At 61.8% G+C, this 12,110-nt stretch carries 15 protein-coding genes; all 15 read right to left on the reverse strand.

Annotated features, from left to right (window positions below; translation table 11 throughout):
* Positions 1-201: 201 nt before the first annotated feature.
* Entirely contained in the window at positions 202-615 is a 414-nt protein-coding gene (locus ACFVUS_RS12515) for a hypothetical protein (RefSeq protein WP_387764398.1), read from the reverse strand.
* An 8-nt stretch (positions 616-623) separates the two neighbouring features.
* Complete coding sequence (locus ACFVUS_RS12520; protein WP_387764400.1) at positions 624-1,874, reverse strand: phage tail tube protein; 1,251 nt, start codon at positions 1,872-1,874, stop codon at positions 624-626.
* A gap of 38 nt (positions 1,875-1,912) precedes the next feature.
* Positions 1,913-2,101, reverse strand: a complete 189-nt coding sequence (locus tag ACFVUS_RS12525; RefSeq protein WP_387764402.1) for a hypothetical protein — start codon at positions 2,099-2,101, stop codon at positions 1,913-1,915.
* A gap of 11 nt (positions 2,102-2,112) precedes the next feature.
* Positions 2,113-2,592, reverse strand: a complete 480-nt coding sequence (locus ACFVUS_RS12530; protein ID WP_387764404.1) for a hypothetical protein — start codon at positions 2,590-2,592, stop codon at positions 2,113-2,115.
* Entirely contained in the window at positions 2,589-3,206 is a 618-nt protein-coding gene (locus ACFVUS_RS12535) for a hypothetical protein (protein ID WP_387764406.1), read from the reverse strand. The genes ACFVUS_RS12530 and ACFVUS_RS12535 overlap by 4 nt, the downstream gene beginning before the upstream one ends.
* 68 nt (positions 3,207-3,274) lie before the next feature.
* Positions 3,275-3,670, reverse strand: coding sequence for a hypothetical protein (locus tag ACFVUS_RS12540; RefSeq protein ID WP_387764408.1), 396 nt, complete (start codon positions 3,668-3,670; stop codon positions 3,275-3,277).
* Positions 3,671-3,691: 21 nt separating this feature from the next.
* Positions 3,692-5,092, reverse strand: coding sequence for a phage major capsid protein (locus ACFVUS_RS12545; RefSeq protein WP_387764410.1), 1,401 nt, complete (start codon positions 5,090-5,092; stop codon positions 3,692-3,694).
* 111 nt (positions 5,093-5,203) lie between these two features.
* Complete coding sequence (locus ACFVUS_RS12550; protein ID WP_387764412.1) at positions 5,204-6,223, reverse strand: HK97 family phage prohead protease; 1,020 nt, start codon at positions 6,221-6,223, stop codon at positions 5,204-5,206.
* A 2-nt stretch (positions 6,224-6,225) separates the two neighbouring features.
* On the reverse strand, positions 6,226-7,446 hold the full coding sequence (locus ACFVUS_RS12555) for a phage portal protein (RefSeq protein WP_387764414.1): 1,221 nt from the start codon (positions 7,444-7,446) through the stop codon (positions 6,226-6,228).
* 134 nt (positions 7,447-7,580) lie between these two features.
* Entirely contained in the window at positions 7,581-7,733 is a 153-nt protein-coding gene (locus ACFVUS_RS12560; RefSeq protein ID WP_387764416.1) for a hypothetical protein, read from the reverse strand.
* A gap of 5 nt (positions 7,734-7,738) precedes the next feature.
* Positions 7,739-9,316: a hypothetical protein gene (locus ACFVUS_RS12565; protein WP_387764418.1), complete on the reverse strand. Its 1,578-nt coding sequence runs from the start codon at positions 9,314-9,316 to the stop codon at positions 7,739-7,741.
* The gene (locus ACFVUS_RS12570; RefSeq protein WP_387764420.1) at positions 9,285-9,677 is read right to left on the reverse strand and encodes a hypothetical protein; all 393 of its coding nucleotides are present in this window, start codon (positions 9,675-9,677) and stop codon (positions 9,285-9,287) included. The genes ACFVUS_RS12565 and ACFVUS_RS12570 overlap by 32 nt, the downstream gene beginning before the upstream one ends.
* Entirely contained in the window at positions 9,640-9,987 is a 348-nt protein-coding gene (locus ACFVUS_RS12575) for an endonuclease domain-containing protein (RefSeq protein ID WP_387764422.1), read from the reverse strand. Before ACFVUS_RS12575 ends, ACFVUS_RS12570 begins: the two co-directional genes overlap by 38 nt.
* 917 nt (positions 9,988-10,904) lie before the next feature.
* Positions 10,905-11,531: a hypothetical protein gene (locus ACFVUS_RS12580; protein ID WP_387764424.1), complete on the reverse strand. Its 627-nt coding sequence runs from the start codon at positions 11,529-11,531 to the stop codon at positions 10,905-10,907.
* Between the two features lie 132 nt (positions 11,532-11,663).
* On the reverse strand, positions 11,664-12,014 hold the full coding sequence (locus tag ACFVUS_RS12585; protein WP_387764426.1) for an endonuclease VII domain-containing protein: 351 nt from the start codon (positions 12,012-12,014) through the stop codon (positions 11,664-11,666).
* Between the last annotated feature and the right edge of the window lie 96 nt (positions 12,015-12,110).

Raw genomic sequence — 12,110 nt, forward strand, 5'->3', positions numbered from 1 at the left:
CCGCCGCCTTGTCGTTCTCATCTTTGACCACGCGGTTTATCACGTCATCAACTGCCAGTATTGCATCCAGCTCGAACGTCGGAATTCGCTCTTGCTCGGTCAGCGATATACCTATTTCGAGCAATCGCCTGCGACGCTGCGCCCGGCGTACCCATGCCGGTATCTTCGAGTGGTCGACCGAAAAGCCCTTGAACGCCTGCTCTAGCCTTCCAAGGGCGGCATAGGGGAATTCGGATCAGGATTCGGCTCCGCATTGATTTTCGGGCCGCCAGTCGCCTTCACTACCTTGCTTATCTGATCGAACAACGCAGCCACGTCGACGCTTGGCAGTTCTTCGAGTAGGACTTCCTCGGTGACCGCGCCGTACGACCATTCGGAGACATAGACCAGGATCGTTTCCCACTTCATCTCGCGCATCGCCTTCGCGCCTTCACGGCCCAGCGAGCGAATCTGTTCCAGCGGCGAGAGATCCTGAATGTGCTCGAAGTCGGCCGGATTGGCGATGTGCTCCATGGCGGCCAGCTGCGCGTCTTCGAGCCGTGCTGTCTGGCGCTCGTTCAGCGTGCGGGGGTCACGGATGTCGGCCCAATTGCCTTCGGACAGTGTTACTTTCACGATTCCTCTTACTGATAGGTTCCGCTGGCGACACCGTTGCCCAGGAAGACCTTGCACGGGCTGTATCCGCCGGTGGCCCCGGCATCGGTGATGTTGCCTACGCAGGTGAATTCCGCGCTCAGTTCCACGTAGTCCTTGCCGCGTGTCGGGTGGTCCTTGTCGTAAACCACATTCGACATCTGAAAGACGATGGTGTTGTTCCCGGCCGAGAACGCCAGCGCGTAGACATCGGCCGAGCCGGACGCCGAGCTATTGCCGATCTTGGCCAGGATCGGGTCCGACGCCAGAAGCACGCTGGTGAACTTGCCCGAGACCGCCAGCGCGCCGCTGAACAGCGCATACGGGTCTTGGGTGCCCTGGACGGTCTGGAGGAACTCCACCTTGCGCTTCAGGCTGATGTCCGCGCTCTGGATGGTGGCGACCTTCGCGCCGTTGACCATGAACTGGCCGGTGTACGCGGCGATGGGCAGCACGGTGGAGTAGCTCGGGGTAGGCGTGGACAGCACCACGGACGCCCAGCTGGATACCTTCGTGGTGAAGGTCAGCAGACCGTCAGCCGAGAACTTGAATTGCAGCTCACCAACTTTCGAGCCTGCGAATGCCCGGGTGTTGTCCCCGTCGAAGTCCGAGAACGTGAAGCTGATGGGCTGGCCATCGGCATTGTTCTTGCAGCTGAAGGTGTGCGCGGTCGCCGGTGCCGAAGACGAGCCGGGAACCGTTGCGGCCGTGCCCGCTGCGCCGGTATCGGTGAACGCGCCAACGGGGCCGACCGTGCCCACCAGGACGTTTTCGGCGCCCGCCGAAGTGCCGCGATAGACGTTGTAGCCCGACGCCCCGGCCGAAGTGGTCCAGGTGAGAGCAACCTTCTGACTGGCGGTGACGGCCAGGGAGAACTCAGAACTGCCTGCGGTCTCGCCGGTGCCGAATAGCGCGGTGACCTTCCAGTAGTAGGTTGCCGCGGTGAACGTGCCGCCGGAGCTGGCTGTACCGGTCAGGCCGGTAGGGGCTGCGGTGGCCGCGCTGGTGAGGTCCGGCAGCAGGGAGCCCAGGAAGTAGCCGATGGTCGCCGGATTGACGTTGCCATCCAGTGAGAGTTCACCGGTGCGCATCGCCGGAATCTTGGCGTAGGTCTCGACGGCCGAGCCGCGAAAAGACTTGTCGTCCAGCTTCTTATAGGTGTCCATCGCCTTCGGGTCGGTGGTGATGGTGATGTAGTCGGTGGCAGCCACCGCAGTGCCGGGCGTGTTCTCTTTGGCCACCCCGACAAACGTCCTGAATGTTGCGATTGGCACCGCCGTTATCCCTTCTCTTCGTCCGCCGAAGTGGGTTCGGTATCGGCAGCCTTAACGCGCTTTTTGGTCTCTTCGATGGGGGTCCATCGGCCGTCTTCTGGGTCGAATGGCAAATCGTGCACTTCCCCGCTCTTCGGTTCGATTCCGAATTGCGGATAGACACGTTCGGGGTCGCCCACATACTTCAGGCGCATGGCGTTACTCCCTAAATCTGGGCCATTACTTGGATGATAATCTCGACTTCGACCACGCGGCCCTTGCGTCCGGGCTCCCAGAGCGAGGTATCCGACGAATCCCGTGGGTGTGCTTGGATGACAAATCCGCCGCACGTCGGGTCTGATCGAACAACCGATTCGACAATGCCCGCGAGACTCCAGGCACGACGATATGGCCAACTCTGGTCAGGGCCGCCCCGGAATACCGAGACCAATACGTGAAGGTCGTATGTTTCCAGAATGGAGCCCGCGCCCATTGTGCCGACCATCTGATAGACCTCGGTCTTCCGATGAACGTGCGTCACGGCAATGATGTCCTCGGGCTTCTGCGGGCCGGGGTCATCCAGGCACACCACGAGGCCATAGCCGGGCTCCCTGGTGACGTTGGCCAGGATGGCGCCCTGAAGCCACACCTTCACATCGGGGACGGTCGCCACGGGGATAGCGGGAACGGGCGGGTCGATGCTCATGCGATGCTCTGCGTCCGACGCCGGTTTTCGACCATGGCGGCCAACCGGGGGAACAGGTGCATGGGGCCGATGGTCCAGCCGTCTTCGCCCGGATTCTCTCCACCCCACCGGGGCCGGCCACCGTTGTGCGCCTGATCCCAGAGCGCTCGAATGTCCTCCAGCACCGCCAGTTTCACGTCAGCCGGTACTGCACTGAGACCCGCCTGATAGGTGACCTGAAGCCACACACCGATAAACGGGGTCTCCAGTCCTGCGCTGGACATGCGGACCAGGGTTCCAGCCTCGGGCCGCTCGATGAAGAATCCATAGTTGTCAGCGGTGGAGCCCGGCGGCTGCTCGGTGAGCGAATACGCCGTGATGCCAACGTATTCGACGCATGAGCTGACCGAGCCGGGGACGACGGGGACGTTCCGCAGGACGATTCGGGTCATGCCCGCGCACGGGTAGGTCTCGCTGTACGTGGTCTTGTTGATGGGGCCGGTGATGTATTCGACTATCGGCGTAGCTGCGTCGATGTAGCGCTGAAGCTCGGTCTGGTAGGTGGTCTCACCCTTGGGCAGGCTCAGGTGATCCAGCACATCGGACATGCGCACGAGTTCAAGGGGATTGGCCATCGTGGTGCCTTCGAATTGCGAGGAACCCCGGCCCGAGAGTTGGAATCAGGCCGGGGAATCTCGTTGTGTCAGTTCACGGTTACGGTCACATTGACGCCCGCAGGAACCGCGAGCCCCGAACCGTTCTGAACCAGTTGCACATCCAGCACGTCCCCGACATTCAGGCTCACGCCGGTGCCAGGGTTGGTGTCGATGTCCAGCAGCACCCGGGGAACCTCTACAACGAGGTTGGCACCGGCCGCCGCGGTGAAACTGGCCACCGTACCCACCGGAGTGCCCGCGCGGAGCTGCCTCACGTTCAGCGTGAAGTTGTTGGTAGCCGCGCCGGTGACGGCCGCTGGACTGGTCACGGACACTCGGGTTACCCCGAAGCCAGTGCCGTCTTCGCGACCGAACTCACCGAGCAGGGTTACCGACGTAGCACCACCGGCCGACTGAGCCGGAAGATTCGCGATGAATTTCATTGTCTTGCTTCCTCTCTCAGATCAGAAGGTCGGAGGGAACGACAGACCGGAACCGCTGATCTGCACGATGGACGAGCCGTAGCGATCCGGAATCTGAGCCGCATAGCCCATCATTCGGTAGAGCACACCGGCCGAGTCCGCGTACGTCGCGGTGAAGGTCTCGGTATTGGGCTCCGACTCCCACAGCTTGATGTCACTACGGATGTAGACGTAGATCGGATCTTGGTTGCCCACCAACGGAAGTGACGGGTCCACGAACACAGCCAGTCCCGCGATCTGCCCCACCGAGCCCTCTGCCACGTTCAGGTCAGGGTTCGAGCTGATCGTGTTGAACGGGTTGTTGGCCTGCGGCAGAACCACGGGCCGGTTGGTCGTGTCGAACCGCGACGCGATCCAGCTCCAGCGCTCAGGGCGCATCAGGATCGAATCGGGACGACGGAAACGGTTCGCGTGAATCGTGGCCGACGCCTTCATGATCTGGGTGTAGAGCTTGCCCGCGCCCACGAAGTCCGGAGACGCATCGGTGTAGGTCTGGAGCACCATGCCCACTGCCGAGCTGAGCCCGCGCAGATGGCCGTTGGTGCCCGAGCCGCCGAGACCCTCGGTGTTGATGTTGTTGGCATAGGCCATCGCCAGGTCTTCCAGAAGCACCCGGTCGAAGGGGATGGCCGACTGGTTCAGCAGCTGGAGCGAAACGAGCTGCTTGCCGCCAATGGTCGTGATGCCACTGGTCACTTCGTCGGTGGTGATGTCCCGCTCCGGAAGCGGGGTCAGTTCACCGGCCGACTGCAAACCGGTCAGGGTGCCCGCGGTGACTCGCGGAAGGTTGATAGACGAAACACCGGACGGCAGAGGCATCTTGTCGAACGTGTCCACGCCGACTCGGCCGGGCCGGGCCAGCTTCACGTACTGATCGATGAGCCAGGCCGGAGGCGCGAAGACGCCCGCATTGCCGCTGGGGATGCCGCCGGGGGTCGAAACGGTGCCCACGGTGTTGCCGCCAGCACGGCGTTCGGACTCGATGGCCGCGTTCCGGCCGAGTCGACCCATGGCCGCAGCGTCGCCTTCGACCTTGGCGCGGAAGATGTCTCGGAAGTACGAGGCGTCGCGCTGGTTGTCCTCGCGGTAGATCGGCGCTTCGGTGACCTGTGCTCCGCCGGTCTGGCGGCGGGTCTCGGCCGAATCGGATGAGCGCTGGGCGTCGGCTTCAAGCTCGCGCAGTCGCTCTTCGAGCACCGGAAACTCAGCCTTCAAGGCCGTGCGGCGTTCGGTGAGGGTGTTGTATTCGTTGTGCTCGTCCTGCGTCAGCTGGCGCGCTTCCTGAATGGCCTTGTCAACGAGTGCATTTCGCTTCTCTTTGACTTCGCCGGATTCGGTGCGGAGCTGTTCCAGGCGACCACGAACGACAGCAATGGCGTTCATTGGATATTCCTCGACAGTTGGGAAGTGAATCGGCCCAACGGATTGCGAGTAGGCAAACTCCGTGAGGCAACTTCGGCCGGGAGTATCCAGACGCCAAGGTCTTACAGGGAACTACTTTACTTGCTGCTTCGACAACGCCATTCGCTTCATCATGTGCCTATTCAGGGGCACGAATCCATTCGGTTCTTCGGGAGCTGACTTCATCGGCGTAGTCGCCTGCACATTCGAGCGAACATCGCCATCGGAGGCCGCCCGGTCAAGCACCTGGGCCAGAGCCCGGCGCGATTGGGGTGAAAGGTCGCCGGTACGCAGTTCATTGGCCAGATCGTGCATCCGCGCGGCGTCAACGGTATTGAACGCGCGCTGAACTGCCGTGATCGAAGTGTTGGGATTCGCTCCGTAGTTAACCGCGCTCACGTCGCCGCGCTCCAGGTTGATGTCCACCAGGCTGCGTTCGTCGTAGTCCGGGCTCCACTTCTGGAGGTCCACCCGGAAGCCCATGCTCATCTCGTCCACGTCGCCGCGCTCGATAGCCAGCATGAGGTCTTGGGCATCACTGCGCCGCGTATCGAGGATGGAACTCGTCAGCAGTCCGCCAGAGTCCTCCGACAGCTTCAACGTGCCGTTCTTGGTCCGGGCCAAGGTGAGGCCGCCGTGGTTGGTGAGGAAGTTCGTATCTGGGGACGTTGCCAGAGTCTTCGAAAACGCACCGGCGCGAACGACTTCGGTGTATTCCCCGAACATGTCGTACATCTTGTAAGGCTGCTCGGTGGTGGAGGCGTAGCCGGTCAGTTCGAACTTGTCGTTGCCCATGGAACGAACCTCGTACTGGGCCGGGAATGCCCGCACTTCCCGGACGCCGAGCACAGCGCCACGGCTGGCCAGGTCCGCGAATGTCGCGGTGTCGCCGCTGATCTGAACGCCGTGGTTCGCCGCGGCCGTCCGGAACTCCGCACGGATGTTCTCCAGCTGCTCAGCCGTATACCCGCGCTGATTCTGCGGCAGCCCCAGATACGACCAGCCGCCCATGACGTGAGCCTTCGTATCCAGCGGGAATCGGTGCACACCATCGGCCAGGTAGCCGGGGTCCGCGTAAGCAACATCGCCGTACGGCTTCAGATTCTTGGTCATCGCTATTTCTCGTCCTCACCGGGAGTCGGCTCAGCAGGTTTGCCGGTATTCGACGGATTCGCGACGCCGGGATTCTGCATTTCGTTGTAAGTATTGTTGACCTTGACGCCGAGTTTCGAGCCGCCGATGACATTCATATCCAGCGGAACGAGGTTGATTTCTTCCTTCTGTTCCTCGGTCATCTCCGGAAGATTCAAGTCCTGCTCACGAATCTCGGTCGGCGTGCGCAGCTTTCCGGCCAGCTCTTGAAGTCGAATACTCGCGGCCGTCATCGCATCCGTGCGCAGCAGCTCGTTCGGCTCGAACTTGACGAACTGTTTTCCGGGCAGCAGCTGATACAGCGCGTCTTCGATACGCCGGAGCCAGAAGCCGACGCAGTACTTCAGGAAGTCGAGACTCCGCTGTTCCTCGTTCGCATACGTCATGCTGTGCCCGGCCGGGTACCCGAGCATTTCCGGCGCGACCGAGAAGAACCGGCAGACCTGCGCGCCAGTGACCCCCTGAGTCTCCAGGAATTGAGCCTCATTCGGCTTGATAGTGATGGGGACGAACTTCAGGCCGGCTCCCAATACGATCGGCGCCCGGCCCTGCATCGACGCCGTTATACGGTCCTTGATGGTCTGGGCTTGGCTCTGGTTGACCTCTTGGTCTGTCTCCAACACGGCCTTCGGCATCTGGGAGCCCTCGAAGAAGTTGCCCGCGAACTCACGGGAATTCACGTCCACACCCAGCGTCAGGGCGGCATAGGCGATGGGAGACAGGCCAATCGGGATACCGGGCATCATCATGCCGCGCATGTGCCAGATATCCGCGTTCGCCAGCCCCGAGCGCCACTCGTGATGAACAGCGCCGGGCTTGCCGCTCGGGTCGGTAAACCGGTACTCGACTACGCCCGTCTCCCGGTTGACGCTGATACCCACAGTGTCCGGATTCAGCAGGTTCACGCTATTCGGGTATCCCCGGCTGTCGAACCCGCCGATCTGGCCAAGAGTGTTGCCCCGCAGCAGCACCGAGACCATCGCGGCGTGAATCCACTCCGAGAGAGTCAGATCCGAGCCAGGCTTCTGGAGCAGCGGCGGGTCATCGGCGCGAAGGGCAACGCCGCGGTCATTCTTCTTTTTGAAGGTCTCCAGCGGGAGCATCGAAATCGTGTTCGCGATGAGCGCGACGCATCCCCACACCGCAGGAATAGCCATCGGGGAATCGATGCTGGCGAGATTCATTCGCTGAGCCGTAGTCGGCGCTCCAGGGAAGGGCGGTACAGGCGGCTCCGGAAACGCTTGCCGATATTCGAAGAAGGGCGGGTTAGTCCGGTGACCGGGGTCGATGTCCGGGCGATTCCCGAATAGCCATCCCATCAGATCACCTTGTCAGCCAGGATCAGCGCTCCGGCAACGATAAAGGCCGCCGGGAGGTAAATCATCCCCACACCAACGCTTATCAGTGCCAGGGCCACGATACCTTCGAGCGATCCGACGTTTCGGCGCACAAGAGCGCGCATCTGCTTCATATCGCCTACCAAACGTTCTGAGCTACGTCGACGTAGCCGCTGATCTTCATGCTAAATCCCCACGTGGCGTTCGTAATCGCTACCAGCCCGGTGATATCCGTCTTCACGTCGCGCGTATCCCAAGCCAGGCCATCCCCGATTCGCCGCGTGGTGGCATCCAGCAGCGCTTCGTTGATACTCGGCTGGTCCGGGTGCCGAATAGTCTTCGTCTGCGTGCATTTGTCGTAGAACATCGAAAATGCTTGGGCCACCTGAAGCGCTTTGATCTCCTCCAGGGGAATCTTCGCCTTCAGCAATTCGTCTTCCAGGGACGCCGAAGCGGTGCGCCGGTCCCATATCACCGCGAGCGGGCTCCAATTACCGCATCGGGTAGTCAGGTAGTCGACTACCCACCTTGTCCCCTTGCCGTACTTGATGACTTCGGCGTGAAGAAGCCCATCAGCGTTCAGGCCGCAGACGGCTACAGCCGCTTGCTTGCCGTACGGGGCGATATCCAGCGCGAACACCCGCTTGCCGACGATTTTGGAAGTCGGGTCCAGCAGTCCGTTCCACTGGTCAACCGTGATCACTCCCCCGTCATCGTCGGGCGGGAAGTAGTCGCCTACGCCGAGATGCTCTTGCCCGAAGGACTCCAGCGACATCAGGTCTCGTTCGGATTGAAGAGCCCCGAGCATGTCCGGCCGGTAGTCCCACCCCGGGTTCGACATCTTCCACCAGAACACATCGTCATATTCGAGCTTCGACAGCTCTTCGGGCACAGACCATTCGAAGAAGGCCAGACGCTCAGCGTTCGTACCCGTGAGGCCGCGGTGGCGGATCTTCGAGAGCGTCTTGCCGTTCGGGTGCTTGTTCTTGTTCACGGCCGAGCTGGTGAACCACGCCTGACCATCCGGCGCGGCCGTCAGGGTCGGCATGATGTCCTCGATCTCGGTTTCAGACAGGTCGTACGCCTCATCGAACACGGCCTTTTTGGCGGGGAAGCCACGGCCGGAGCCGCCCGCGCGGGCGATGAACTTGTACTGGGGGCCATCGCATTTACACGTCGCTGAGCCGGACAGGCAATCGGCCTCGTGTAGCTCGATGCCCTCGTGGCCGTGAGAGTCGTTGAACTTCTTCACCATTGCCCGGAGTTCGGGAACACGTTTGATGCAGCGCTTCAGCCGTCGATACGAGTCCGCGCAAGTCTTGAACTGATGGGCGCTGTGAAGTACCAGCTCCTCGCGGGTGATGAACAGCCAGCCGAGCCCAAGCGCGACGAGAATTTCCCCTTTCCCGTTCTGCCTCTGGCACACGATGCCGATCTGCTTGGCAATCAGCCGCGCGGTCTCTGGGCTCACCCGGTGGGCCACCTCGATGACGAACTTCTCCCACGGGTCCAGATAAAGGCCGCAGAGTTCGGCCAGCGCAATGACCCGCTTGCCGGTGCTGATCGTGCTGAATGGCGCGGTGAAGATCCGAGGAAGCTGGTTGTCATAGGTGGCGAACTGCTCGACAAGCGTTCTCGCGGAATCCTTTTCGGGGGTCCAGAGGATGCGCGTCAGCGGCTGGCCGTCAGAGTCCAAGAATGCGCTGGAATTGCTCATTGAACGAGTTCCCCTGTGATGCCAGCTGATCTTCGAGCTTGCCGACGCCGAGCTTATGGAGCAGCTGCATCAGCGCCGTGGACTGTTGCCGAGCCTCGGCCAGCACCGAGTCCACGGTGACAGTGATCTTCACGGCGTCCGGGCCGAGCTGGGATTCCTCGGCAATCCGAATCCAGGTCTTATTGCTCTTCAGGGCTGCTTCGAGCCGGTCCAGCCGATCCACCAGGCGACAGACCTGGAGCACCAGAACGCGGGTGCTGGCGTCCAGCTTGTACCCGGCGTCGATGGCATCCCAGACCGAGCGACCGTGGGCGGCCAGCCGTTCAACCTGCGTCTGGATTTCGTCTATGTGCTCGGACATACTCGGCTGCCTGCTCTAGTAATTCGGGACGGTCCTTGAACTGACCCAGCCCCATATTGCAGTTGTGACAAATCAACGCCCGAATGCATTCAGGACAGCCATGCCGCCCGGGACAATGAGCGTGGTCATGATCGATTGCGAATTTGGAGCCGCGCCCGCCAGGCTTCTTCGTGCCGCATACCGCGCACTTTCCGCGCTGTCGCCGAAGTAGTCGCCGGTACTCCGCCGCATCGACTCCATGCCGTCGTCCGTTGTATTCGCGGTAATACGCGAGCCGGTCGCGAGTCGGCTTTCCATCCGTAGAGCCCATGGAAAACCTCCGAAAACCGTGCGATCTGCTGCGTAAATGCCGATACCCCCGTCGAAACGGCCCAGAAACGGCCCAAATCGGACACGTTCAGCCTCATTTCGGAACGAGGGGGGGAGCGGACAAGCGCGGGCCGGTGGCCTGCCGGGCGTCCAAAAACGCAGTGAGTCACACGTATACCCCCCACAGGTAATGCCCCTACCCCACCTGGGTACCCCCACCCACCAGCCCGGCCGGACCGTGCCCTGGACCGATCGGCGGGCACGACGACACGAGCATGAGGTGAGTAGGTAGTACACATGGGTAGTGACCAGGTGCGCATGGCTCGGCCCTACCACTGCTCGGTCTGTGTGTCAGTGGGATACCTGGGCACATACCGGCCGGGCTCGTCGCATATACCGCCGGACATACCGGCGCGCTTAGCCCGCTTGCGAGCGTGGCCCAGGGCAGAGCCAGCCATACGGTTGCACCGGCTGTGTTCCCACCTACGCGGACCATCGGCCCCACCTAGGGCTACGTCTTGCACATGGCCTAGGTCCAGCCCCTGTTCCTTGTACATGGGACGCCTGCACCGGGGACATGGCTTGCCGGTTGGGTCGGGCAATATATCGGCCCAGCGCCTATGTCGCCGCCCATATATCTGGTTCTTCGTAGGCTGCTGATTGCGGGACTTCACCGGGATTCCCACCATTCGACAACCAGGCTCACGAGGAATACGAAGGCCACGCCTGCGATACCACCGAGGAATCCGAATCCGAATGCGGCCATGTGCGAATCTCCTGCATTGTTCTGGTGGCCAGCATAGATAGACCATCCGTGCTGTTTCTTCCGCGATACGAACAGCTGAGAGAGCCGCACGGCAATTGCCTCGTGCGTATCGGATACGTATTCACGGAGGGTACGAATCGAATATTCGGTGGTCACTGATACCACGTCCCGCTATCCCCGTCGCCATAGTCGTAGGCGTTGAAGTCGTAGCGGCCATGCGCGCCGCCGAAGAGATATCCCCACCACCCGGCCGACGTGTCGCATATCTGGTCATCCCGGTTGCAGATCTCCAGGACGGGGAACCCGCCGAACCAATCATCGACCCCGGCCAACGGGTAGCCCAGGAAGCCGCCAGCGACAGATAGTCCATCCCAGCCGGAGCCGTCGCCAGCCCGCTTCGGATCTGCGATCAGCACGGCGTTGGCGTTGTCTACGTCCTGGTGGGCGGTGACCCAGGCGTGTGCGATGCCAGCACCTTCGGAGTGGGCCACGATGCGGATGTGGTCTCCAGGGCATTCGCCGCGGTGAGACCAGAACAGCCGATCGAGTTCGTTCAGGCCGGAGTACGGATCAGCGGAGTTGTAGCCGATGCGCTGATCTCCAGCGAGGTAACTGGAGTCTTCCCCGGTGAGTCCGGGACCGGACAGGGTGAATCCGCCCATGACGATGGACCAGTCTCCGTTGCACTGATCGGCATTTGCGGGCGTTGCAGTTCCACCCGCGAAGGGAAGGAACGCAGCGAAGAGTAATGCAGCGGAAAGCGCCGTTGCTTTGCGCATGGTCGTGCTTCTTCTTTTGTGCCACCGAGTCTCGCCCGGATCTGTGTCTGAGTGCCTCGCATCCGGATTCGACAGCCGGAATGTGCCCGCCGGATTTCGACCGGACTCACGGAATGCGAGGCAGTTAGAACGCTACTCAGCGTTCGGTAACGGAATTACCTGGTCTGATAACACTTTTTGGGCCGGAGGGAAACGAAGATAGTGAAACGCGCGATAGAACGCATCGGCTTCGTCTCTCATGCGGCCAACCATGTCATTGCACGGCCGACACAGCAGACCGCGAACCGATTCACGCCCGGGCGGCAGTTGGTGATTGTGGTCCACAGAGAGCATCCGGGTTGCACCGGTCGCCCGCTTGCACACCGCACACTTTCCGCCCTGTATCCGCAGGATGGCTTCGTACTCGGCCGCGGTGATGCCGTAGGTCTTCTCGATCCGGGCCGCCCAGGCGTTGCGCTTGTGTCGCTTGGTGAACTCGCGCATGTGAGTGGCGCAGCGTGGCCCCGGACGCCGGGCTGGACGCTTCGATCCCTCTGGGCAATCAGTGCAGCGCAGAGGCGCGATTGCCGGGGCTGTGAG

Origin of the sequence: Nocardia sp. NPDC058058, assembly GCF_042885355.1 — a bacterium.
Lineage (GTDB): Bacteria > Actinomycetota > Actinomycetes > Mycobacteriales > Mycobacteriaceae > Nocardia.

Bases quoted from the DNA above. Each gene is read 5' to 3' on its own strand.
- ACFVUS_RS12555 (WP_387764414.1), bottom strand. From the start codon at position 7,446: ATGAATCTCGCCAGCATCGATTCCCCGATGGCTATTCCTGCGGTGTGG.
- ACFVUS_RS12570 (WP_387764420.1), bottom strand. From the start codon at position 9,677: ATGTCCGAGCACATAGACGAAATCCAGACGCAGGTTGAACGGCTGGCC.
- ACFVUS_RS12565 (WP_387764418.1), bottom strand. From the start codon at position 9,316: ATGAGCAATTCCAGCGCATTCTTGGACTCTGACGGCCAGCCGCTGACG.
- ACFVUS_RS12550 (WP_387764412.1), bottom strand. From the start codon at position 6,223: ATGACCAAGAATCTGAAGCCGTACGGCGATGTTGCTTACGCGGACCCC.
- ACFVUS_RS12585 (WP_387764426.1), bottom strand. From the start codon at position 12,014: ATGCGCGAGTTCACCAAGCGACACAAGCGCAACGCCTGGGCGGCCCGG.
- ACFVUS_RS12575 (WP_387764422.1), bottom strand. From the start codon at position 9,987: ATGGGCTCTACGGATGGAAAGCCGACTCGCGACCGGCTCGCGTATTAC.
- ACFVUS_RS12540 (WP_387764408.1), bottom strand. From the start codon at position 3,670: ATGAAATTCATCGCGAATCTTCCGGCTCAGTCGGCCGGTGGTGCTACG.
- ACFVUS_RS12560 (WP_387764416.1), bottom strand. From the start codon at position 7,733: ATGAAGCAGATGCGCGCTCTTGTGCGCCGAAACGTCGGATCGCTCGAA.
- ACFVUS_RS12530 (WP_387764404.1), bottom strand. From the start codon at position 2,592: ATGAGCATCGACCCGCCCGTTCCCGCTATCCCCGTGGCGACCGTCCCC.
- ACFVUS_RS12580 (WP_387764424.1), bottom strand. From the start codon at position 11,531: ATGCGCAAAGCAACGGCGCTTTCCGCTGCATTACTCTTCGCTGCGTTC.
- ACFVUS_RS12535 (WP_387764406.1), bottom strand. From the start codon at position 3,206: ATGGCCAATCCCCTTGAACTCGTGCGCATGTCCGATGTGCTGGATCAC.
- ACFVUS_RS12545 (WP_387764410.1), bottom strand. From the start codon at position 5,092: ATGAACGCCATTGCTGTCGTTCGTGGTCGCCTGGAACAGCTCCGCACC.
- ACFVUS_RS12525 (WP_387764402.1), bottom strand. From the start codon at position 2,101: ATGCGCCTGAAGTATGTGGGCGACCCCGAACGTGTCTATCCGCAATTC.